Raw genomic sequence first — 23,535 nt, forward strand, 5'->3', positions numbered from 1 at the left:
CAATCGTGTCGAGCGGTAATTTCCAAATAAGATGCAGGTCGATGGAGCTTCCGAAGCCCCTCCTTGCCACTTACTGAGGGACAGAGAATGCCCTCATCAGTGACTATGAACCCGACTTCGGAAAGTCTTTGGAGCACCAGTTCTCTCAATGCCGTAGCGTCCAAGTGGCTGCTCCTACGCCTGTAATGCAGTTTGACCCTATTCCTACAGTGCAATTAGCTATTAAATCATAGCTAGAATCCCTTTCATAGTCAAGTCGTCCCAGCAGGGCGTTGACAAGCCCTGCCCGAAATCGTATAATGCGGAGTGTCGGCATCCCGGGGAAAACCCACCGCGGCCGGCGGGGAGTGATGCTCAATGCCACCGCATGTCCTCGTCGTTGACAACGACCCGGCATTCGCACAGATGCTCTGCCAGACCATCACCCAGGCGCTGGGTTACCTGGCCGAAGCGGCGACCTCTGCCAAAGATGCCTGGGCACGCCTGGCGCGCACCGCATTCGACATGGCCATCATCGATACCGGCCTGCAGGACACCATCCCGCTCGAATTCGTGCAGGAGGTGCGCCGGCGCTACCCGGCCCTGCGGCTGGTGCTCATCCCCCTGGAGGGCGAAGAGCTGGACGAGGGCTTCCGCTCCATCGAGGTGCAGGGCGTCCTGCCCAAGCCCTTCTTCTTCGACGACTTACAGAGCATCCTGCGCCAGGCCATGGAGCGCCAGCCGCCGGCCGCGCCGCCAGAGGTAGAGCCGGCCGTCCCTGCTCCCCAGCCGCCGCCCAGTGCCTCGCGCGACCAGGCCATTATCCGCGTGGTCGGCGAACTCCAGCGGGAACTGGTCTCCGAAGCGGTACTGCTGGTCGGCCCCATGGGTGTGGCGCTGGCCTCCGGCGCCATCGGCCGCGTGGAGCCGGAATCCCTCGCCCCGCTCCTGCGCCGCCTGCACGAGGAGGCGCAGGAGATCATGGGCATGGTGGGGGAATCCGGAGAGGCCGGCGTCTATCACGGATATCTGGAAGGGGCGCGCCGGCGCATCTACTGGCAGACCGTGCGCCCCGGCTGGCTCCTGGCCTGCATCCTGGGCGCCGGCACCCCGCTGGGAATACTGCGCTATCAGATGCGCCAGGCCGCCGAACGCCTGGCCGGCTTGCTCGAATAGTGTGCCTGTTATCCAGGCAGTGCCCCACTTGGAAGGAGAGACAAACGTGACACCAGAAAATGAGGGCAACCGCCCACAGTTGGTATTAATCGACGGGCATTCGCTGGCCTACCGCGCCTTCCACGCCCTGCCGGCGACGCTGGCCACCTCGCGCGGCGAGCTGACCAACGCGGTCTACGGCTTCACCTCCATGCTCCTCCATGTGCTCCAGGAGCTTCAGCCGGCGTACCTCGCCGTCGCCTTCGACGTCGGCAAGACCTTCCGCCACGAGCGCTTTCCGGAATACAAGGCGCATCGCGCCGTCATGCCCGACGAAATGCGCTATCAGCTCGAACGCATCCACCAGCTCCTGGAAGCATTCCGCATCCCCATCTTCACCCTGGAGGGATACGAAGCGGACGATGTGCTGGGCACCCTGAGCGCCCAGGCCGAACAGCAGGGCATGCCCACCCTGATCGTGACAGGCGATACCGACGCCTTTCAGCTCATTGACCCGCTCGTGCGCGTGATGACCTCCGGCCGGCGCTTCTCCGACATCGTCATCTACGACGAGAAGGCCGTGCTCCAGCGCTACGGCCTGCGACCCCATCAGCTCGTCGACTTCAAGGCGCTCATCGGCGACAAGTCGGACAATATCCCTGGCGTGCCAGGCGTCGGCGAGAAGACCGCCACCCGGCTTTTGCAGAAGTATGGCACCCTGGAGAACATCTATGAGCACCTGGATGAGATTACCAACGCCCGCCTGCGTCAGGCGCTGGAGGAACACCGCGAGCAGGCCTTCCTGAGCAAGGAGCTGGCACGCATCCTGCGCGATGCCCCCATCGCCCTGCAGTTGGACGCCTGCCGTTTCGCCGGCTACGACCGCGAGCGAGTGCTGGAGCTGTTCCGCGAGCTGGAGTTCCGGTCGCTGGTTCCCCGACTGCCGGCACCAGTTGCCCCGGCCGGCCCAACCCAGCTTTCCATCTTCCCGGCAGAGGCGGCGCCGGCAGCCCAACCCGTGACGCTCCCGCCCAAGCCAGCCCTCGGCACCTATCACCTGGTACAAGCCGAAGCAGAGCTTCAGGAGCTGGCAAAGCGGCTGGAGAAGGCGCCGGCAGTGGCCTTCGACACCGAGACCACCGGCCTGCGCCCCATGGAGGCCGAGCTGGTGGGCATCTCCCTCTCCGATAAGGCCGGCGAGGGCTACTATATCCCGGTCGGGCATGCGCGCGGCCGGCAGTTGTCCATGGAAACGGTGCGCCGGCTCCTGCATCCTGTGCTGGCCAACCCCCACATCCCCATGGTGGCCCACAACGCCATTTATGACCTGATCATCCTGCGCCGGCACGGCCTGGAGGTGCAGGGCCTCCTCTTCGACACCATGATCGCCGAATGGCTGATTGACCCGGCCAGCCGCAACCTGGGCCTCAAGAACCTGGTCTGGCAGAGGCTGGGCATGGAGATGACCCCCATCACCGAGCTGATTGGGAGCGGGAAGCATCAGGACAGCATGGCTAACGTCCCTGTGGAACAGGCCGGCCCCTATGCCGCGGCGGATGCCGATATGCTCCTGCGCCTGAAACCCCTGCAGGAGGCGGAGCTGAAGGAGAAGAACCTCTGGCACCTGTTCACCGAGGTGGAGATGCCGCTGGTGGAGGTGCTGGCCGATATGGAGATGGCCGGCATCAAGCTCGATGTCGGGGTCCTGGAGGAGTTGGACCGCGAGCTGGCCGCCCGCATGTGGGAGCTGGAAGAGGAAATATACCGCATGGTGGGCTACCGCTTCAACCTGCAGTCCTCCCAACAGCTCTCGGACGCCCTGTTCGTCCATCTGGGGCTTTCGGCCAAAGGGCTGAAGAAGACAAGCACCGGTAAGTATTCCACCTCGGCGGACGTGCTGGAGAAACTGCGCGACGCCCATCCCGTGGTGGACAAAATCCTGGAGCACCGCCAGATCGCCAAGATCAAGTCCACCTATATCGAGACACTGCCGGCGCTGGTGAACCCGCAGACCGGGCGCGTGCACACCTCCTTCAACCAGACCGGCACGGTCACCGGCCGGCTCTCTTCCAGCGACCCCAACCTGCAGAATATCCCCATCCGCACCCCCATCGGCCGGCGGGTGCGCGAGGCCTTCGTCGCCGAGGAGGGCTGGCTCCTGCTTTCGGCGGACTATTCCCAAGTGGAACTGCGCATCCTCGCCCATATGACCGATGACCCACAGCTCGTGGCGGCGTTCCAGCGCGGCGAGGACATTCACACCTTCACCGCCTCCATCATTTTCCACGTGCCCAAGGAAGAGGTGACACCGGAGATGCGCCGGATTGCCAAGACGACAAATTTCGCTATTATTTACGGCGTTACGGCCTACGGCCTGGCCCAGCAGACCGGCATGTCCAATGAGGAGGCGGCGGCCTTCATCCGAGCGTACTTCCAGCAGTACCCCCGGGTCAAGGAATATGTGGAACGCTGTAAGGAGCAGGCCGCCAAGATGGGCTACGTGGAGACGCTGTTGGGCCGGCGCCGCTACTTCCCGGAACTGCAGGCCGGCCAGAAGATACCCGCCGGCTTGCGCGCCGCCGCGGAGCGCATGGCCATCAACATGCCGGTGCAGGGCACCGCGGCCGACATCATCAAGATCGCCATGATCCGCCTGCACAAAGCCCTGAAAGAGCAGGGCATGCGCAGTCGGCTCCTGCTCCAGGTGCACGACGAGCTGGTGCTGGAGGTGCCGGCGGAGGAGAAGGAGCAGGCCGCTCACCTGGTGAAGGACATCATGGAGAACGCGTATCCGCTGAAAGTGCCGCTGAAAGTGGACTGTCAGGCCGGCCCCAATTGGGGGCAGATGGAACCGTGCTGAGCACATCCGCCGGCACCGGATGCGCCCAGTCGCGCGCATACACTGCAGAACATCGAGCTGGAGGAGACCTACATTGATCCTGCGTGAACTCAACCGGTTGCTGAAAGAGGCTGTGGAAACCGCCCAGCGCGCCGGCGCCCTGCCGGCGGAGCTGGAACTGCCGGAGATCATCCTCGAACGCCCCAAGCAGGCCAACCTCGGGGATTACGCCACGCCGCTGGCCCTGCAGTTGGCCGGCAAAGTCGGCCGGCGCCCCCTGGAGGTCGCCGAGACCATCGTGGCCCATTTCCCCACCACCCCCATGCTGGCCAAGGTGCAGGCCGCCCGGCCGGGCTTTATCAACTTCACCCTCAGCCAGGAATGGATCGCCCGCCAGGTGGACACCATCCTGGCCGCCGGCGAGACCTTCGGCAACATTGACCTGGGCAAAGGCAAGAAGACCCAGGTGGAGTTCGTCAGCGTCAACCCCACCGGCCCCCTGCACATCGGCTCGGCGCGCAACGCCGTCATCGGCGACACGCTGGCCAACGTCCTGCAGGCCGCCGGCTACAACGTCTACCGCGAGTACTATATCAATGACCGCGGCACCCAGTTCGACAATTTCGCCGCCACCGCCTATGTGCGCTATGTCCAGGCCCTGGGCATTGACGAACCCATGCCCGAGGCCGGCTACTTCGGCCAGTACATGATCGAGTTGGGCCGGCAGTTGGCGGCGGAATACGGGGACAAGTTCCTCCACATGCCGCGCGAGGAGGCCACCCGCCAGTTGGGCGAGATCGCCCTGGAGCGCACCGTCGCCGGCATCCGCCAGGACCTGGAGCTGATCGGCGTCTATTACGATTGCTGGTTCTCCGAACGCTCCCTCTATCAGGACGATACCTTCCAAAAGGTGATGGACATCCTGCGGGCCGCCGGCATGGTCGAGGAACGGGAGGGCGCCGTCTGGTTCACGGCCACCAAGCTCGGCGGCGACAAGGACGAGGTGCTCATCCGCTCCGACGGCACGCCCGGCTATTTCGCCTCGGACATCGCCTATCACTACAACAAATTCGTCGTGCGCGGCTTCGAATGGGTCATTGACGTCTGGGGAGCCGACCATCAGGGCCATGTGCCGCGCATGAAGATCATGATGCAGGCGCTGGGGTTAGACCCGGACCGCCTCACCCTCCTGCTGTATCAACTAGTGACGCTGAAACGCGGCGGCGAAGTGGTGCGGCTTTCCAAGCGCACGGGCGACCTCATCACCCTGCGGGAGGTGGTGGAAGAGGTGGGGCCAGATGCGGTGCGCTTCTTCCTCCTTTCCCGCGCTGCCGAGAGCCAGATGGACTTCGACCTGGAGCTGGCCAAGGAACACTCCAATGAGAACCCAGTGTATTATGTCCAGTACGCGCACGCCCGCATCGCCAGCATCCTGCGCAAGGCCGGCGACATCGATTACAGCGCCGGCGACACCTCCCTGCTCCAGCATCCCTCGGAGATCGCGCTGATCCGCGAGATGCTCCGACTGCCGGAGATCATCGAGTTGGCCGCCACACGGCTTGCGCCGCACCACCTCACCTATTACGCCATGGACCTGGCCAGCGCCTTCCATGCCTTCTATCGCGACTGCCGCGTGCTGTCCAGCCTGCCCGAGGACGAGGCCATCACGAAAGCGCGCCTCAAGCTGGTCGCCGCCACCAAGCTGGTGCTGGCCAAGGTCCTGCGCTTGATGGGCATGAGCGCTCCCGAAACTATGTAATTTCTGGGCACCAGTGCGGAGGGGCATGGTGGGAGCCTCGCGCTATGACGTGATCATCGCCGGCGCCGGCGCCGCTGGCAGTTCCGCCGCCTATTTCCTCGGAGAGGCCGGCGCCCGCGTCCTGGTCATCGAAAAAGAGCGCCTGCCGCGCTATAAGCCCTGCGGCGGCGCGGTCCCCGCGGTGGTCTTCCGCTTGTTCCCATTTTCCTTCGACCCCGTTGTCGAGCGCCGGCCCTCGTATGTGCTCTACTCCTGGCGGGGCGAGCAGGCAGTGCGTTGGCCGCTGGCCGGCCGGCCCATCAGCATGGTCATGCGCGACCGCTTCGACTGGCATATCCTCCAGCATGCCCGGGCCGACGTATGGGATGGCACGGCGGTGGCAGAGGTCGAGGAGGGGGCCGATGGCGTGCGGGTGCGCACAGCCGGCGGCGATGTGCTCTTCGCCGATTATCTCATTGCGGCCGATGGCGCCCATTCGCGCCTGGCCCATCAGCTCGGCCTGCGCCGGCAAAGAGAGCTGGTGGGGACGGTGGAGGTGGAATATGCGCCGGCTCCGGCGGTGGTGGAACGCTTCGCCGATACCGCCCTGTTCGAGTTCGGCGCCTTGCGGAACGGCTACCTGTGGATTTTCCCCAAAGGCGAGCATCTCTCCATCGGCATCGGCCAACTGCGCGGCAAGGGCAGTGAACTGCGCGCCGTGCTGTATCGCGAAATGCACAAATTCGGCCTGGATTTGGAGAATGCGCCCTGGCACGGACACACCCTGCCGGTCTATCGAGGGCCGGAACCCCGCGGTACGACGCGTGCCCTGCTGGCCGGCGACGCCGCCGGCCTGGTGGACCCCCTGAGCGGAGAAGGCATCCGGCATGCCGTTGCCAGCGCCAAACTGGCGGCGGAGGCCATCATCCGCGAGCGCGTGCCCTCCTATTCGCGTGCCGTGGAACGCTACGCCCGCTCCCGGCTCCGCCCCATCCTCCTGCTGGCACGCCTCTTTTACGAGCATCCCTGGGCATGCTACCGCTACGGCGTGCGCAACCGCCGCGCCACCGAGCTGTTCGCCGGCTGGCTGAACGGCCGCGCGAGCAAGGCCCGTATGATGACCGGCCTGCTCCTCTGCTTCCTGGAAGGGCTGGTGCGCCTGCCATGATCATCCTGCTGACCGGCGCACGTCGGGTGGGAAAGAGCACCGTCTGTCAGCGATTGGTGGAAGAGGGCCGCCGGCGGGGCAAACGCATCGGCGGCTTCATTTCCCCCGCGCTGTTTAACCAACAGGGAGAGAAAACCGGCGCCTACTTACAGGACCTGCGCACGGGCGAGATGCGACTGCAGTACAGCACCGGGGCGGCCGGCGAGCAGGCCGGCCCGCGGGTCGGGCCGTTCGTCATGGACCCAGGAGCCCTTCGATGGGGCATGCACCTGGTGGAAGAGGCGCTGCGCGCCGGCGACGACCTGGTCATCATCGATGAGATAGGTCCCCTGGAACTCCTGCGGGGAGAGGGATTCGCCCCACTCCTGGATACGGTCGGTGACCATCCGAACGTCCGCGTGTTGATGGTGGTGCGGCCAGAGCTGGTCGAGACGCTCCAGGAACGGCTGGCCGGCACGGCCCATGCCCCTATCTGGCGGGTAGAGGTCACTCTGGACAATCGGAACGCACTGCCGGAGGAGCTGGCGCGCCGGCTGTGGGGATAGCCGGCCGGCCAATCCCCCAGCACTCCGGGCGGAGTGCGCATCGGAGAGACACCGGGCAGTACAGAACCGGGCACTGCGCCGGCCAGCGGCCCCGCCGGAGGAACGAGCATGCCGGGTCCATCACCTGCCCAGTGGCTGACCTATCGCGATGCGCGGTTCGGCTTCTCCTTCCAATATCCCGACAGCTATGTGGTTCTGGAAGAGAAAGAACCGCTCAGCCAGATCCACCCGGACCTGGTGCACCGGGTCAGACTGCTGGAGAAACAGCTTGCCGAGAGCGAGACCGCTTCCCTCCAGCCGCCCAATTTCAGCTTTAGGAGCTGACCTCGCCGGCGCTACCGGCGCAATGTCGCGGTCAGGCGCGCCGGCCGCAACAGCAGGTCCAGCGCGGCGCGGATATCGGGCACGACCAGGTCCGCGGCCAGTAATGCTTGGACGGCGGTTCCTTCCTGGCCGATGACGGCGATGCCCAGCGCCGCCTCTTTCAGCATCAGCGCATCGTTGACGCCGTTGCCGATGGCGGCCGTGTGGCCGGCGCCCAACTGACGCACCCAATCCCGCTTCTGCTCCGCCTCCCTGCCCTTTTCCAACACATGCAGTTCGCAACCCAGCGTTTGTGCGACGACGCCGGCGGTTCCCAACGTGTCAGCGGTCACCAGAAAGACCTCCACCAGGGGCAAAAGAGCGCGCACCCGCTCTGCGACGCCGGAGATCAGAGAGCCATCCGTCGTCACCGTGCCGTTCAGGTCCAGCACCAGGGCGCGGATGGTCAGGTTCCCCTGGCCGGGGAGTTCGATATGCACGCCGGCGCGTTCCCTCATGATCTGGGCACCTCTCCGCGAAGCTGTCAATCATAATGTTCAACTCCAGTATAGCACGGGGTATGGCGAGGGCACAAATGGGAGTGCCGGCAATTTGCCGGCCGGCGCGAAATTTTAAGCTTCCATGTTCGTTCGAACTATTGACATTCGAACATTTTTCGTGTATCATATAAACAGAACCGAACGTGAGCGGGTGCCATGAAAGCGGTCGAGCGGCACAGCAGAATTATCGAGATCGTTCTGGAAAAGGGCCGCATCACCATCCCCGAAATCTGCCAGCTTTTCAGCGTCTCCGAAATGACCGCTCGCCGGGACCTGAACGAGCTTGATCGCCGCGGGCTTCTGCGCCGCATTCACGGCGGAGCGGTGGCCAATCTCGGCCGCAGTTATGAACCGCCTTTCCCGATGCGCGCCGCCAAGAACCAGGAGGTCAAGGTGGCCATCGGACGTAAGGCGGCGGAGCTGATTTACGACGGCGACAGCATCGCGCTGGACGTGGGCACGACCACCCTGGAAATCGTGCGCTGGCTGAAGGGCAAGCGCAATCTTACCATCATCACTAACTGTCTGCCCATCGCCAACCGGGTGGTGGATGTCCTCTCATTGGAAGCAGACGCCCGTCTGATTATCACGGGGGGCATTGTCCGGCCGCGCGAGCTTTCTATGATCGGCGCCCTGCCGGAGCGTGTGTATCAGGAGTTCCATGTGGATAAGGCCTTCATCGGCATCGCCGGCATCAGCCTCGATGATGGGCTGACCGAATATAACATGGAAGACGCGCAGATCAAGAAAAACCTCCTGCACAGTGCGCGTGAGAAGATCGTGGTCGCCGACAGCAGTAAGTTCGGCGTGACCACGTTCGTCAGCGTGGCCCCCCTGACCGCGGTGGACAAAATCGTCACGGATGCCGGCGCTTCCCCTGAAATGATCGAACAAATCCGCGAAATGGGTGTGGAGGTCGTGCTGGCATAAGCCGCCTCTGTCCCATCACTGTCCGCCAGCACGGTAAAACAGGCGAATCCTGTGCCAGGCCTAACATAGAAAGGAGGTGAGAGGTTCCGGGTAACGGCAGACGGTGTTTGTTGGAGCGCGGCTCCAGAATGTGCGGTGTACGGTCCATCTTGAGCGAACCCACATTGTGTGACAGGAGGAGGCTATGAAAAAGAGCATTTTCATGGTGCTGTCGGTCCTGGTGATTGCGGCCATGCTGGCATCCTGCGCGCCGGCCGCCACACCCGCGCCCACACAGGCCCCAACGAAGGCGCCGGAGAAGCAGTTGGTCTTCGCGGCCGTCGTCAAGTCCATCGCCTTCAACTGGTTCAAGCGCCTGGAAGAGGGCGTGCTCCAGTTCGGCAAGGATTATGGGGTGAAGGCCTTCATGGAAGGCCCCTCGCAGGTGGATTCCGCCCAGCAGGTCGCCATCATTGAAAACCTGATCGCCCAGGGCGTGGACGCCATCTGCAACGTGCCGTACGGCGTGCCGGAGAACGAGCCGGCCCAGAAGAAAGCCATGGACGCCGGCATCATCGTCATCGGCCATGAGGCCGCCACCGCCCACGAGGGCACCCTGCACTACGACGTGGAGGCCTTCGACAACTGCGCCTACGGCGAGGAAATGATGAAGGAGCTGGCCAAGCGCACCGGCGAGGAAGGCAAGTACATCCAGTTCGTCGGCTCCCTGACCAACGCTTCCCACAACGAGTGGCAGGACTGCGCCAAGGCCTACGCCGAGAAGAACTATCCCAAGATGCAGTTCATCGCCAAGTACGAGTCCAAAGAGGACCAGGAAGTCGCCTACAACACCATGAAGGACGTCCTGCGCACGCATCCGGACATCAAGGGCGTGCTGGGCTCGGCCGCCGGCGACGTGGTGGGCGCCGGCCGCGCGATTGAGGAGGCCGGCCTGCAGGACAAGATCGCCGTCGTGGGCACCAGCATCACCTCCTATGCCGGCGAACTGCTGAAGACGGGCGCGGTGGACCTGGCCATGGCCTGGGACCCGGCCACCGCCGGCTATGCCTGTATGGTGGTCGCCTACAAGCTCATCAAGGGCGAGCAGATCACCGACGGCATGGACCTGGGCGTGCCCGGCTATGAGAAGATCATCCTGCGCAAGGGCGTCAACGGCGTGCCGGTCATCTACGGCTCCGCCTGGATCAAGATTGACGCCAGCAACATGGATAAGTACCCGTTCTAAACCAGCCGGCGCCCTTGGAGCGTAACGCTGTCAGACCCCCATATATGGCGACCGGCAAGCCGCCATATATGGGGGCACCTCGAACGGTGCAAGGCATTCGTACCTTTCATCTTCCTGGAAAGGGTGTTATCTCATGACGGAAGAGCTGTTGCGAGCTGAACATATCAGCAAGCGGTTTGGCGGCGTGGTGGCGCTGGATGACGTGAGCCTGACAATTCGCGCCGGCGAGATCTGCTGTCTGGTCGGCGAAAACGGCTCCGGCAAATCCACCATGATCAAAATCATCTCCGGCGTCTACACCCCAGATGAGGGCGATATCTACATCAACGGGCATCACTACAAACGCCTGACCCCCATCGAGGCCATACACGAGGGCATTCAGGTTATCTACCAGGACTTTTCCCTCTTCCCCAACCTTACCGTCGCCGAAAACATCGCCATCAACGAACTCCTTGCCAGCGGCAAGCAAATAGTGGATTGGAAAGAGGTCGAGCAAATCGCTAGGGAAGGGCTGGCCAAGATCAACGCCTCCCTGCCGCTGGACGCCGTGGTGGAGACCCTGCCGGCGGCCGACCGCCAGCTTATCGCCATTATCAAGGCCCTTTTGGCCAACGCCCGTATCATTATCATGGACGAGCCAACCACCGCCCTCACCCAGCGGGAGATCCAGGCGCTGTTCAACGTCATCCGGGAGCTGAAGCAACGAGGGCTGGCCATCCTCTTCGTCAGCCACAAGCTCAACGAGGTGATGGAGATCGCGGACCGCACCGTCATCTTCCGCAACGGCAAAAAGGTGCTGGACCAGGAAGCCGCCGGCCTCGACATCCCCACCATGGCCTACTATATGACGGGCCGCCGGATCGATACCAGCACCGTCACGTTCGAGAAAATTGACGAGACAGCGCCTCCCCTGCTCCGCGTGGAAGGGCTGACCCTGGAGGGCGGTTTTTACGACGTGTCATTCGAGCTGAAGGCCCATGAAGTGCTGGGCATCACCGGCCTGCTCGGCTCCGGCCGCACCGAGCTGGCCCTGTCGCTGTTTGGGGTGATGCCGGCCGATGCCGGCCGCATCTTCATCGAAGGCAAGGAAATCGCTATCCGCAGTATCACCGATGCGGTAGCGCACGGCATCGGCTACGTCCCCGAAGACCGCATTCGCGAAGGGCTGTTCCTGGACCAGCCCATTTCCGATAACGTCACTGTGACGCTTATCGAGCGGTTCCTGCGCCGGCTGGGCCTGCTGGACCTGCGGACAAAGTCCGCCGAAGCCGAGCGCTGGATACGCGATCTGGAAATCAAAACCCCTTCGGGGGAACTGCCCGTCAAAACCCTCTCTGGCGGCAACCAACAGCGCGTGGTGCTGGCAAAGTGGATCGCCCGCAGCCCAAAGGTGCTCATCCTGAACGGCCCGACCGTGGGCGTGGACGTGGGCTCCAAGGCCGAAATCCACGAATTGATCCGCCAGTTAGCCCATCAGGGCATGGGCATCCTGCTCATCTCCGACGACATCCCGGAGCTGATGCAGACCTGTCACCGCATCCTGTTGATGCGTGCCGGCCGCATCGCCCGCGAGTTCCGCCGCGAGGAGATCACCGAACAGGTGCTGAACGCGGAGCTGGTCGCGGCCGCAACCGCACATTCCAGTTAGCAAAGGGCGTCAGATGCTGAAAAAGATTATCCGCACCCATGAGTTTATCATCTTTCTGATCCTGGTGGCGCTCTCCCTGGTGGTGGGCATCATCAACCCTGCCTTCTTTTCCATTTCCACCCTGTTTGACACCCTGCGCGCCTCCATCGTGTATTTCATCATGTCGTTCGGCGTACTGCCGTTGATGATCGCCGGCGGCGTTGACATCTCGTTCGTCGCCATCGCCGCCATGACCTCATATACTACCCATATGTTCCTGCTGAAGCTGGGCTATGAAGGCGGCACCCTGCTGTATTTCCTGATCGCCGGCGCCATGGGCCTGCTGGCCGGCCTGCTGATGGGCTTCCTAGTGACCCGCTTCAACCTGCCGGTCTTCAACGTCTCCCTCGCCCTCTACACTATGTGGTACGGATTCAACCTCTTCTTCATCGGCGCGACCGCCAACTTTGACCTGCCCCAGGGCACTGTGGGTTATTACGCCCGCTTCCTGATCACAGCCAAAGACCCTTACGTCGGCCAGACCGGCCTGCATGTCTCCATCATTTATGCCGTGGTCATCGGGCTGTTCGTCTGGTGGATGCTGAAATACACCATTATCGGCCGCGGCCTTTTCGCCATCGGAGGAAACAAAGAGGTCGCCATCCGCAGTGGCTTCAACGTCAACTTTATCTGGATGGTGGCGTTTGCCTTAATGGGAGTGCTTTCGGCCATCGCCGGCGTGACCCAGGGCTTCCTGAGCCGCTACTTCAACCCGGTGCTCTTCATCACCCAGCCGCTGGACGTGCTGGCCGCCATCATCCTGGGCGGCGCCTCCATCACCGGGGGACGCGGCACGGTCATCGGCACCACGCTGGGCGTGCTGTTGATCCAGATTATCAACCGTGCGCTGATCCTGACGGGCATCCCGGTGCAGTGGCAGAGGCTGGTGGTGGGCATCATCCTGGTGGTGTTCACCTCCATCCCGGCCATCCGCGCCCAGCGCGCCCGCCGGCTCCGCCGCACCACCGAAGCGGCATAATTTTGGGACGGAGAATAGAGGGATGACGCAAAGAACCAACGATAAACCCGCCGCACCTGTTCGCCGCAAGCCACTGGCCGGCGCCTTCCGAAAAATCCGCGTCGGCAGTGAGACCATTCAACTGCTGGTGCTCGCTGTCATCCTGTTCGTGTTCTTTTCCATCATCGTGGAGAAGTTCCTCACGGTGCGCAGCATCACCTCCATGGGGTTTCAAATGCCCGAGCTGGGGGTGTTGACGCTGGCGATGATGATTTCCATCTACACGGGCGGCATTAACCTGTCCGTCAATGCCACATCCAACCTGGCGGCGGTGCTGGCCGGCTTCTTTATGGTGAAGTTCATCCCCAAGGACGCCGCCGGCGCCGTCGTGACATTGTACCTGGCAGTCGCCTTCCTCATCGCCATCGCCGTCGGATGGCTGTGCGGCATGGTCAACGGCCTGCTGATCGGCTACGTCGGTGTCCCCCCCATCCTGGCCACCCTGGCCACGATGACCTTGTTCACAGGCATCTCGGTAGGCCTGACCGGCGGCGCCACCGTCACAGGCTTCCCAACCCAACTCTCTGTCATTGGCGCCCAGACCATCCTAGGCATCCCCATCCCCTTCCTTATCTTTATAGGCTTTACCATCCTGACGTACATCCTCCTGGACCGCACCAGCTTCGGATTCAAGGCGCGCCTGCTGGGCTCCAACCCGGTGGCCGCGGAGTTCTCCGGCATTGATAACCGCGCCATTCTCATGGGCGCCTACATCTACAGCGGTATCCTTTCTGCGGTGACCGGCATCCTTATCATGGGACGCACCATGTCAGCGGCGTATGAGTACGGCGCCACCACCTACGTCCTGCTGACCATCCTTATCTGCGTGCTGGCCAACGTGAACCCGGGTATGGGCCGGGTGATTGACGTTTTCATCGCCGTCGTCATCCTGCAGATCCTGTCCACAGGTTTCCAGATGGCCCTGTCCGGCGTGCGCGGCAGTACGTTCTTCAAAGACTTCGCCTGGGGCGTCCTGCTGATCCTGGTTTTCGTCGCCAACTACTTCATCCGCGGGCGCCGCGCCCAAAGCTCATAAACCTTTTGGGAGCACACACATGGACAAGCGCTGGATTCAGCTCGGCCAGTTGCTGGTGAATTACTCCGCCGGCGTGCGCCCCGGCGAGCGCGTGATGATCGCCTTTGTGGAGCTGGAGACCTATCCCCTGATGCACTCCGTCTATCGGGCCTACATCCAGGCCGGCGCCTACCCCCAGGTGCAGTTCCTCTCCGAAGAGCTGAACCGGCTGGTGCTGAAGCACGGCAGTCTGGAGCAGATCGGTTGGGTGCCGGAAATCGAGGCCTACGGCATGGAATGGGCCGATGTCTACTTCGGCCTGCGCGGCGCCCATAACCTGGACGTCTTCTGGGACATCCCCGCCGACAAACTCTCCCTGCTCCGTAAGGCGATGGGACAGATCTCCACACTGCGCTGGCAAAAGACGCGCTGGTGCCTGGTGCGCGTGCCCAACGCGGCGCTGGCCATGCAGGCCGGCGTGGACGAGGAAACGATCACCGATATGTTCTTCGACGCCTGCTTTCTGGACTGGCCGGCCGTCTCCAGGGAATGGCGCCGCTGGGCCGAGGAACTGAACAAGGGTACAGAGGTGCGCGTGGTGGGGAAGGGCACCGACCTGCGCTTTTCCGTCGCCGGCCGCACATGGGACGTGGCCGATGGACACATGAACATGCCGGACGGAGAAATCGCCACCGCGCCGGTGGAGGAGTCCGTAGAGGGTTCCATCTACTTTGAATTCCCAGGGGTGTTGGGCGGCCGGCTGATGCACGATATCACCCTGCGCTGGGAAAAGGGCACGCTGGTAGAAGCGCGCTCCTCCACCAACCAGGACTTCCTACAGGCCATCGTGAACACCGACGCCGGCGCCGGCCGCATCGGGGAGTTCGCTATCGGCACCAACCCCGCCGTGACCCACTTCTGCAAGGATATCCTCCTGGATGAGAAGATGGGCGGCACGGTGCACATCGCGCTGGGTCGAGCATATCCCCACGTAGGTGGCACGAATCAATCGGCCATCCACTGGGACATCGTCAAGGATATGCGCCAGGAGGGCGAAATCTACCTGGACGGCAAGCTGATCTTCCAGAACGGCAGGGTCCTGCTCTGAGACGGGGGCAAGCTATGGCAGAAGGATACCTGTTGGGCGTCGACATCGGAACCTATTCCTCCAAAGGCGTGCTGGTGAAGCCGGACGGCACGCTGGTCGCCAGCCACACGGTGCCGCACGGCATGGACATGCCCAAGCCGGGCCATTTTGAGATGGACGCGGACAGTGTATGGTGGCACGATTTCGTCGTCATTGTGCGCGCCTTGCTGGAGAAAAGCGGCATCCGCCCGAGCGAAATCCTTTCCATCGGCACCAGCGCCATCGGCTCGTGCGTCCTGCCGATTGATGAGGCCGGCCGGCCCCTGCGCCCAGGCATCCTCTACGGCATTGACACGCGCGCATCGAAAGAAATTGCCCAACTGGAAGCCATCCTCGGCAAAGACACCATCTACCGCATCAGCGGCTCCCACCTGACCTCTCAGGCCTCCGGGCCGAAGATCCTCTGGATCCGCAACAACGAGCCGGAAGTGTACGCCCGCGCCCGCTGGTTCCTGACCAGCGAGGCCTACCTGGTGTACCGGCTGACGGGGGTACCCTCCATTGACATTTACACGGCCGCCGGCTATGCCCCGCTCTTCGACGTGCGCCGCAGGGAATGGATCCCTGAGGTCGCCGCCCATATCGTCCCGCTGGAGCGGCTCCCCCGAGCGTACTGGAGCTATGAGGTCGTCGGCAGGGTCACCCGACAGGCGGCGGAGGAAACCGGCCTGGCGGAAGGCACACCGGTGGTCGCCGGCACCACCGACGCCGCGGCCGAAGCGCTCAGCGCCGGCGTTGCCGATTTCGGCGACATGATGCTCATGTTCGGGAGCAGCATCTTCTTCATCATGAAGACCGCTGAGCTGATACAGACCGAACATTTCTGGAGCTCCAATTTCCTAGAGGAAGGCGCCTACTCCTTCCTGGGCGGCATGTCCACCGCCGGCAGTCTCACCACCTGGTTCCGCGATCAGTTCGGCACATGGGAAATGGAGCAGGAGAAAGCCGGCGGGCCAGACGCCTATGCCCAGTTCGCCGAGCTGGCGTCCCATTCTCCCGCCGGCGCCCGTGGGCTCATCGCTCTGCCCTACTTCGCCGGCGAGCGCACCCCTCTGCACGACCCAAAGGCCGTCGGCGTGCTGTTCGGCCTGCGGCTGGAACACACCAAGGGGGACATATACCGCGCCCTGCTGGAGGGGGTGGCGTACGGCATCCGCCACAACCTGGAGGTTATGGAGCAGGAAAAGGTATGGCCGGCGCGCATCCTGGCGGTGGGCGGCGGCACCAAGAACCGCTTGTGGATGGGCATCGTCTCCGATGCCTGTGGGGTACAACTGCACATCCCCGCCCAACAGATCGGCGCTTCGTATGGGGACGCCTTCCTGGCCGGCCGCGGCATCGGCCTCTTCCAGAGCCTGGCGGACATCCGCCAGTGGGTCACCATTCGCGAGGTGGTCCAGCCGGACACGAGGGATCGGCCGGCATATGACTTCCATTACGCCGTTTTCCGCGAGCTGTATCGGGCGACCCGTTCCCTGATGCACCGCCTATCGGATTATATTGCGGGGGAAGCATAACCGCCGGCCATTTTCCGGCCCACCCTGGTTCGCCGATATCTCACATCGTGTATGGAGGAGCGCAGTGAAATATTGGACGGAAGAGTTTTTCGGGGTCAAAAAGCCTATTATTGCCATGTGTCACATGCAGGCACTGCCCGGCGACCCGAAATATGACCCGCGGAAGGGGCTGGATTGGGTGTATGAGCAGGCGCGCGCCGACCTGCTGGCCCTGCAGGAAGGCGGGGTAGACGCCGTCATGTTCTCCAACGAGTTCAGCCTACCCTACCTCACGAAGGTGGACACGATCACGGTGGCCTGCATGGCCAGCATTATCGCCCAACTCAAGCCGGCCATCCGCGTGCCCTTCGGCGTCAATGTGCTCTGGGACCCGAAGGCCTCTATCGACCTGGCCATGGCCACCGGCGCCCAGTTCGTGCGCGAGATCTTCACAGGTGTGTATGCCTCGGACTTCGGTCTGTGGAACACCAACTGCGGCGAGGTGGTGCGCCATCAGCACGCCATCGGCGCCGGCCACGTCCGCCTCTTCTTCAACATCGTGCCAGAAGCCGCCGCCTATCTCGGCAACCGTTCGGTGACCGATATCGCCCGCTCCACGGTCTTCAACGCCGAACCGGATGCGCTGTGCGTGTCCGGCCTGACCGCCGGCGCCGAGACCTCCACCCAGGTGCTCAAACTGGTCAAAGATGCCGTGCCGGACGTGCCCGTCTTCGCTAACACCGGCGTGCGCCTGGAAAACGTGGAACAACAGCTCGCCATCGCCGATGGAGCCATCGTCGGCACGGCGTTCAAAGTGGATGGCAACATCTGGAACCCCGTGGACGCGAAGCGGGTCAAAGCGCTCATGGACAAGGTGCGCGAACTGCGCCGCTCGCTGGAGTAACGTATCCCGACCCTGGACGTACTCCTGGCTCAAGGTGAAGCCATTCCGGTACGATCAGATGACAGTCGCCGCGCAGGTGACTGTCATCTGTTTGTGTCGCAGAAGCGCCGGCCGGCGGGTATACTTTTTGACAGGGAAAATGTTCAGGAGTATAATGATTTTGCTAAACCTTAGCCCGAACGAAGAGAGCATGCCATGACTGTCCGGAAGATATATACGTTAGGGGAGCCAGTCCTGCGCCGGCCGGCCAAGAGGGTCTCCCAATTCAACAAGGCCCTCCAGGAGCTGGTAGATGACATGGTCGAGACCATGCAGTCCGCCGATGGGGTCGGACTGGCCGCGCCGCAAATCGGCATCTCCCAGCGCATCATCGTGGTGCAGTTGCCGGAGGAATACGAACATCCCCTCGCCGGCAAACTCTTCGCCCTGGTCAATCCCGAGATCGTCGAGCGCAGTGAAGAAGAGGCGGTCGAGAACGAGGGCTGTCTCTCCATCCCGAACATCATCGGCCCGGTGAAGCGGTCACTGAAGGTGACGGTAAAGGGAAAGGATGTGCGCGGCCGGCCCACCCGGGTGGAAGCGGACGGTTTCCTGGCGCGCGCCTTCCAGCACGAGATCGATCACCTGGACGGCATCCTATTCATCGACCGGGTGGAATCGCCCGAACTGCTCCGGCGGGTGACGCCCGAAGGGGAGGTCGTGCCGCTGGAGATGCCAGAGGAGCTGAAAGCGTAAACTGCGAGGGTCCCGCGCTCTGCGGCCAGGCAAGTCCTTGCCTGGCCGTTTTACGTTACAGCCACTTGTCCAGGTCGCGGATGGAGTTGAGGATGACGTCGGCCTGGGAGAGGTCTTTCTCATCGCCAAAGCCGGAGAGGACCCCGATCGCCAGGGCGCCGGCGGCCTTGGCCGCCTGGATATCCACATCCGTATCCCCCACCACGGCACAGCGCTGGGCCGGGATCCCGAGCTCCAGCGCGGCGCGCCAGACCGATTCGGGATGGGGTTTCAGCCGCTCCACATCATCGCGGGTGATGATGACCTGAAACAGGCCATCCAGGCCGGCCTGCCGCAGGAAGGCCTGGGCCTCCTGGCGCGAGCGCGTGGTGATAATTCCCAGCTTGAACCGGGTGCTCAGGGACTGGATCACATCCTGGGCCCCTTCCATGGGCCGAAACGAGACCTCACCCTCTTTGCGGATGGCGTCAAGCTGGGCCTTCAACCGGAACGCCGGCCGGTCCAGCCCCAGCCGGTCCAAAAAGGTCAGGAGGGCATTGGTGGGCTTTTCGCCGGCCATAACCAGCCGGCGCAGGGCATTCCGCAGTTCCGGGGATGACCAGGCCGGGTTCGCCGCCTTGATGCGCTCCGCCCAGGCGTCAATCATGGCATCGTCGGTGTCCATGAGGGTGCCGTCCAGGTCAAAGAGGATGGCGTTGATTTCCCGGCCGCAGAGCATGCCGGCGATGGGCATGGGCTCCGGCTCGCGCAGGGGCACCAGCACCGGCTCGAAAGGCTCCATATCCAGCACCTTGCGGTACAGATAGCGGCCCAGCACCCGCACCGAAGCGATGACCGGCGCGGCCAGGAACACGCCCAGGATGCCGCCCAGGTAGGCGCCGGCCACCGCGCCCACCAGCACCACCACCGGATGCAGCTTGACACTGCGCCCGATGATGCGCGGCACCAGGTAGTTATTTTCGATCTGCTGGATGAGGACATAGGCGCCGGCGATCACCAGCGCGAACCAGCCGTTGCCAATGGGGATAAACTTGGAACCCTGGAACAGCGCCAGCAGGATGGCAGGGATCGCCGCCAGCACCGGCCCAAAATTGGGGATCACTTCCAGGACGCCGGCGAGCAAACCGAGTATCGCGCCATTGCTCAGCCCCAACGCCGTGACGACCACCCCGGTGATCACCCCGACAGTGGCGCTCAGCACAAGCTGGCCGCGGAAAAACGAGTTCCATATATCCCCGATTTCCGCGATCAGCCGGTCCGCATCAGGACGCAGGTCCGGTGGGATCATGCCGCGCAGATAATGCATGATGGGATCCGCGTCCTTGATGAGGTAGAAAGAGACCACCAGGATGAAAATCAGCCAGACCAAACTGCTGGCAATGCCCATCAGGATGCTGACAGCGCTGACCGCCATGGGCGACAACAGACCGCGCAGGGTGGCCACAAGCTGGTCATAGATATTGGGGGGTTCCAGCACGAAGCCCAGGACGCTGATGGGCCGGGAGAGGAAGCTTATAACATTGACGATGATGCTTTCCAGGTCCAGCCGAAAGTTCCCGAATTCCTTGACCAGGGGCGGGACCACCAACAGGGGCACCACGCTGATAAGGCCAAGCAGTATGATATAGACCACCAGCAGGGCCACCACACGCGGGAAGCGAGCGCGCCGATGCAGCCAGTTCACCAGCGGCGTGAGGAGATAGGCCAGGATAACAGCGATAATGAGCGGGGAGAGCAAACTGCTGAAGCGGAACAGCGCCCAGACCACAGCGATCATGGTGGCAATGACCACCACGAGCTTGGCCTGGGCGCTCCAGCGCCTGGATACCGATTGCGGAAGGGGCAGTTCGGGCTTTTGCTCGCTCATCCCCGCCGGCACCTTACTCTAACCACTCAGTCGAAGACCCGCACCGCTTGCGGAGGCCAATAGGACAGCCACGCCTTGCCAACAATATTGGCAATCGGCACTGGCCCGAAGGCGCGCGAGTCGTTGCTGGCAGAACGGTTGTCCCCCAGCACAAAGACATGCAGAGGCGGCACGACGACCGCCGGCATACTGCCAGGGGTCTTTTGCGCCAGATACGGTTCGTCCAGCGGCCGGCCGTCTATGTACACCGTCCCGTCGTGAATCTCCACTTTCTCGCCCGGCAGGCCGATGACCCGCTTGATGAGCAGTTCCTCGCTGTGCTCGGGGAGCTTCAGCACCACGATATCGCCCCGACGCGGGCCGTGAAAACGGTAGGTGATCTTCTCCACGATAAGCCGCTGGTTGGTGTGCAGGGTAGGCTCCATGCTCTGCCCGTAGACGCGCGTCGCCTGCGCCAGAAACATGTTGATGAGCACGGCGATGACCACCGCCGGCAGGAGGGTTTCGACGACCTCCCGCAGCCAGGCCAGCAGGGCCGGCCGGCGGGGCGCTGACGGGGGCGTCGGCATATCTTCCGGTTGAGACAAGATGGGGTTGGGTTGATAATCCTCGTCCATGTTCGGTTTCCCCATTGCAGTGAGCGAGCAGAGTGTGGAAAAGAGGGACCAGGCCGGCCTGGTCCCTCCTGTCCGCATCATTCATTGTTAGCGGCCGCGCCGGCGGGGGCCGGAGGGCACCGGCCGTTCTCCACCGCTGCGCTCTCCGCCGCTGCGCGGCGGCCGGCCGGACTCACTGCGGGGCCGACCTCCCTCGCTCTTATTGGACGCCGGCGGCCTATCGTGCATGCGCGCTTCCTCAGGCGTCCAGCCCTCCATCACCGCACGGCGGGAGAGGCGCACACGCCCTTCGGGGTCGATATCGGTCACCATCACCATGACTTCATCGCCCACGCGTACCACATCCTCCACACGCGGCACGCGGTAATCGGCCAACTGCGAGATATGCACCAATCCGTCCTGGCCCGGCAGGATTTCCACGAAGGCGCCGAAGTCGGTGATGCGCACCACCTTGCCCGTGTAAATCTTGCCGACCTGGATTTCCTCGGTGATCTGCTCGACCATCTGCACAGCCAGGTCAGGGTTGGAGTCGGCGCGTGCGGCGATATATACCGTGCCGTCCTCCTCGATCTGGATCTCGACCTTGGCATCCTCTTGGATCTTGCGCACCACTTTGCCGCCTGGGCCAATGAGCATGCCGATCTTGGACGGGTCAATGGTGAGCTTGATAATGCGCGGCGCGTACGGCGACAGCTCCGGCCGCGGCTCGCTGATGGTCTGGGCCATGAAGTCCAGGATTTGCAGGCGGGCTTCCCGCGCCTGCGCCAGGGCTTCGGACAGGATCTGCGAGGAGATGCCCTTCACCTTGATGTCCATCTGCAGGGCGGTGATGCCCTCGCGCGTGCCGGCCACCTTGAAGTCCATGTCGCCCTCATGGTCTTCCAAACCCTGGATATCGGTCAGAATGACGTAGCGCTGGCCGTCGGTGATAAGGCCCATAGCCACGCCGGCCACCGGCCGCTTAATGGGCACGCCGGCATCCATCAGCGCCAGGGTGCTTCCACACACGCTGGCCATGGAGCTGGAACCGTTGGAGGACAACACCTCCGAGACCAGACGGATGGTGTACGGGAATTCCTCCTCGGAGGGCAGGACGGGCACCAGGGCGCGCTCTGCCAGCGCGCCGTGGCCGATCTCGCGCCGGCCGGGGCCGCGCAGAGGCCGCACCTCGCCCACGGAGAACGGTGGGAAGTTATAATGATGAATGTAGCGCTTGGTTTCCTCGGAATCCAGGCTGTCCAGCTTCTGCTCCTCGGCGGTGGTTCCCAGGGTCGCGATGGTGAGCACCTGGGTCTCGCCGCGCACGAACAGGCCGGAACCGTGGGTGCGCGGCAGAACCCCAACCTCGCAGTACAGCGGGCGCAGTTCGTTCGGCTTGCGGCCGTCGGGACGCCGCTGTTCCTCCAGGATGGCACGCCGCACCTCGGCTTTGACGATATCGTCGAAGGTGGTCTTGACCGTGTTCAGGTCAAGGTTCTCTTCGCCCAGCTCCTGGGTAAGCTGTTCGACGATGGATTCCAACAGTGCATCGAGAGCCTCGCGCCGGCCGTGCTTGTCGTCCTTCTCCAGCAGTACCTGCTTGATAGGCTCAGTGGCCATGGCGCGCACGCGCTCCGCCAGCGCCTCGTCCATCTGCACCGGCTCATACTCGACCTTGGGCTTGCCCACTTCCTCGCGCATCTGGCGCTGGACGCGGATCAAGTCCTGCATGGCGCGGTGGCCGGCCTCCAGCGCTTGAACCACCAGTTCTTCGGGCGCCTCTTTGGCGCCGGCCTCAACCATGATGATGGCATCCTCCGAGCCGGCCAGGCGGATATCCAGCAGGCTCTGCTCCAGCTCCGACAGCGTGGGGTTGAAGACGAACTGGCCGTTCACATAGCCCACCCGCACTGCCCCGATGGGACCCTCCCAGGGGATGTCGGAGATGGTCAGCGCGGCCGAGGCGCCGATCATGCCCAGGATGTCCAGCGGGTTCTCCTCATCCGAGGAGAGGGCGGTGACGATGACCTGGACATCGTTGCGGAAGTCCTTGGGAAACAGGGGCCGGATGGAGCGGTCAATCAAGCGCGCCTGCAGGATGGCCTGCTCCGTGGGCTTCCCCTCGCGGCGGAAGAAACTGCCCGGGATGCGGCCGGCCGCGTACAGCCGCTCCTCAAAATCGACGCTGAGCGGGAAGAAGTCAACCCCCTCGCGCGGTTCCTTCGCCGCAGTGGCGGTCGCCAGCAGGACGGAATCGCCACAGCGCACTGTCACCGCGCCGCCTGCCTGGCCGGCGAGCTTCCCAGTCTCGATGATGACCTCTCGCTCGCCCACTTTTGCAACATACCGTTTCACTTCCATAGCTGTACTACTCCCTTTGTTTTGAAAAATGCGTCACGGAGACAAGGGACATGGGGCAGGCATGGGAGATGCGCCGGCTGAATGGTTCAGCAAGGCGAGCATCGGGGGCCAGAGGTCAGGGACTGGGAAGCCGGCCCAAGCATGCTGGATCATATCATTCCAACCCTTAGGCATGCTTCCCAATTCCTGTCCCTTCTGGCCACCGTGCCATGACCTGCGCGGCATGTCCATTGTCATTACGACCAATGGTACTGTATCACAAACTGC

19 protein-coding genes are annotated in these 23,535 nt (G+C 63.2%); 15 read left to right on the plus strand and 4 right to left on the minus strand.

Features of this window, described 5'->3' with window-relative positions:
* Positions 1–357 precede the first annotated feature (357 nt).
* The 6 genes from H5T60_00895 to H5T60_00920 all read left to right on the plus strand — a co-directional run bounded on the left by H5T60_00895 (position 358) and on the right by H5T60_00920 (position 7,748).
* Complete coding sequence (locus tag H5T60_00895) at positions 358–1,155, plus strand: response regulator (GenBank protein ID MBC7240988.1); 798 nt, start codon at positions 358–360, stop codon at positions 1,153–1,155.
* Between the two features lie 46 nt (positions 1,156–1,201).
* Positions 1,202–3,994 carry a DNA polymerase I gene (polA, locus tag H5T60_00900; protein MBC7240989.1) on the plus strand — a complete coding sequence of 931 codons (2,793 nt, stop codon included), beginning with the start codon at positions 1,202–1,204 and terminating at the stop codon, positions 3,992–3,994.
* Between the two features lie 19 nt (positions 3,995–4,013).
* Complete coding sequence (locus H5T60_00905) at positions 4,014–5,732, plus strand: arginine--tRNA ligase (GenBank protein ID MBC7240990.1); 1,719 nt, start codon at positions 4,014–4,016, stop codon at positions 5,730–5,732.
* 25 nt (positions 5,733–5,757) lie between these two features.
* On the plus strand, positions 5,758–6,879 hold the full coding sequence (locus H5T60_00910; protein MBC7240991.1) for a geranylgeranyl reductase family protein: 1,122 nt from the start codon (positions 5,758–5,760) through the stop codon (positions 6,877–6,879).
* Positions 6,876–7,424 carry a DUF2478 domain-containing protein gene (locus tag H5T60_00915; protein MBC7240992.1) on the plus strand — a complete coding sequence of 183 codons (549 nt, stop codon included), beginning with the start codon at positions 6,876–6,878 and terminating at the stop codon, positions 7,422–7,424. The genes H5T60_00910 and H5T60_00915 overlap by 4 nt, the downstream gene beginning before the upstream one ends.
* Before the next feature lie 108 nt (positions 7,425–7,532).
* Positions 7,533–7,748, plus strand: a complete 216-nt coding sequence (locus tag H5T60_00920) for a hypothetical protein (protein MBC7240993.1) — start codon at positions 7,533–7,535, stop codon at positions 7,746–7,748.
* Between the two features lie 11 nt (positions 7,749–7,759).
* On the opposite strand, the gene H5T60_00925 is transcribed toward H5T60_00920, so the two are convergent.
* Positions 7,760–8,245 (minus strand): HAD family hydrolase, encoded by a 486-nt coding sequence (locus tag H5T60_00925; GenBank protein MBC7240994.1) that lies wholly within the window; start codon positions 8,243–8,245, stop codon positions 7,760–7,762.
* Between the two features lie 228 nt (positions 8,246–8,473).
* On the opposite strand from H5T60_00925, the gene H5T60_00930 reads away from it, so the two are divergent.
* From H5T60_00930 to def, 9 genes are all read left to right on the plus strand, one after another.
* Positions 8,474–9,217, plus strand: a complete 744-nt coding sequence (locus H5T60_00930) for a DeoR/GlpR transcriptional regulator (protein MBC7240995.1) — start codon at positions 8,474–8,476, stop codon at positions 9,215–9,217.
* 184 nt (positions 9,218–9,401) lie between these two features.
* Entirely contained in the window at positions 9,402–10,442 is a 1,041-nt protein-coding gene (locus H5T60_00935) for an autoinducer 2 ABC transporter substrate-binding protein (protein MBC7240996.1), read from the plus strand.
* A gap of 133 nt (positions 10,443–10,575) precedes the next feature.
* A complete protein-coding gene (locus H5T60_00940) occupies positions 10,576–12,090 on the plus strand; it encodes a sugar ABC transporter ATP-binding protein (GenBank protein MBC7240997.1) in 1,515 nt (504 codons plus the stop codon).
* A 13-nt stretch (positions 12,091–12,103) separates the two neighbouring features.
* Complete coding sequence (locus H5T60_00945) at positions 12,104–13,108, plus strand: ABC transporter permease (GenBank protein ID MBC7240998.1); 1,005 nt, start codon at positions 12,104–12,106, stop codon at positions 13,106–13,108.
* A gap of 22 nt (positions 13,109–13,130) precedes the next feature.
* A complete protein-coding gene (locus H5T60_00950; protein ID MBC7240999.1) occupies positions 13,131–14,183 on the plus strand; it encodes an ABC transporter permease in 1,053 nt (350 codons plus the stop codon).
* A 19-nt stretch (positions 14,184–14,202) separates the two neighbouring features.
* Positions 14,203–15,270, plus strand: coding sequence for an aminopeptidase (locus H5T60_00955; protein MBC7241000.1), 1,068 nt, complete (start codon positions 14,203–14,205; stop codon positions 15,268–15,270).
* A 14-nt stretch (positions 15,271–15,284) separates the two neighbouring features.
* Entirely contained in the window at positions 15,285–16,826 is a 1,542-nt protein-coding gene (locus tag H5T60_00960; GenBank protein MBC7241001.1) for an FGGY-family carbohydrate kinase, read from the plus strand.
* 64 nt (positions 16,827–16,890) lie between these two features.
* A complete protein-coding gene (locus tag H5T60_00965) occupies positions 16,891–17,709 on the plus strand; it encodes a BtpA/SgcQ family protein (protein MBC7241002.1) in 819 nt (272 codons plus the stop codon).
* A 195-nt stretch (positions 17,710–17,904) separates the two neighbouring features.
* On the plus strand, positions 17,905–18,444 hold the full coding sequence (gene def, locus H5T60_00970; GenBank protein MBC7241003.1) for a peptide deformylase: 540 nt from the start codon (positions 17,905–17,907) through the stop codon (positions 18,442–18,444).
* Positions 18,445–18,499: 55 nt separating this feature from the next.
* Here the strand turns inward: def and H5T60_00975 are convergent, their stop codons facing one another.
* The 3 genes from H5T60_00975 to H5T60_00985 form a co-directional block, all read right to left on the minus strand.
* Complete coding sequence (locus H5T60_00975; GenBank protein MBC7241004.1) at positions 18,500–20,311, minus strand: AI-2E family transporter; 1,812 nt, start codon at positions 20,309–20,311, stop codon at positions 18,500–18,502.
* Positions 20,312–20,337: 26 nt separating this feature from the next.
* On the minus strand, positions 20,338–20,880 hold the full coding sequence (gene lepB, locus H5T60_00980) for a signal peptidase I (protein ID MBC7241005.1): 543 nt from the start codon (positions 20,878–20,880) through the stop codon (positions 20,338–20,340).
* 135 nt (positions 20,881–21,015) lie between these two features.
* Positions 21,016–23,268 (minus strand): polyribonucleotide nucleotidyltransferase, encoded by a 2,253-nt coding sequence (locus H5T60_00985; protein MBC7241006.1) that lies wholly within the window; start codon positions 23,266–23,268, stop codon positions 21,016–21,018.
* Positions 23,269–23,535: the final 267 nt, after the last annotated feature.

The organism is Anaerolineae bacterium (assembly GCA_014360855.1).
In the GTDB taxonomy this organism is placed as follows: Bacteria; Chloroflexota; Anaerolineae; order JACIWP01; family JACIWP01; genus JACIWP01.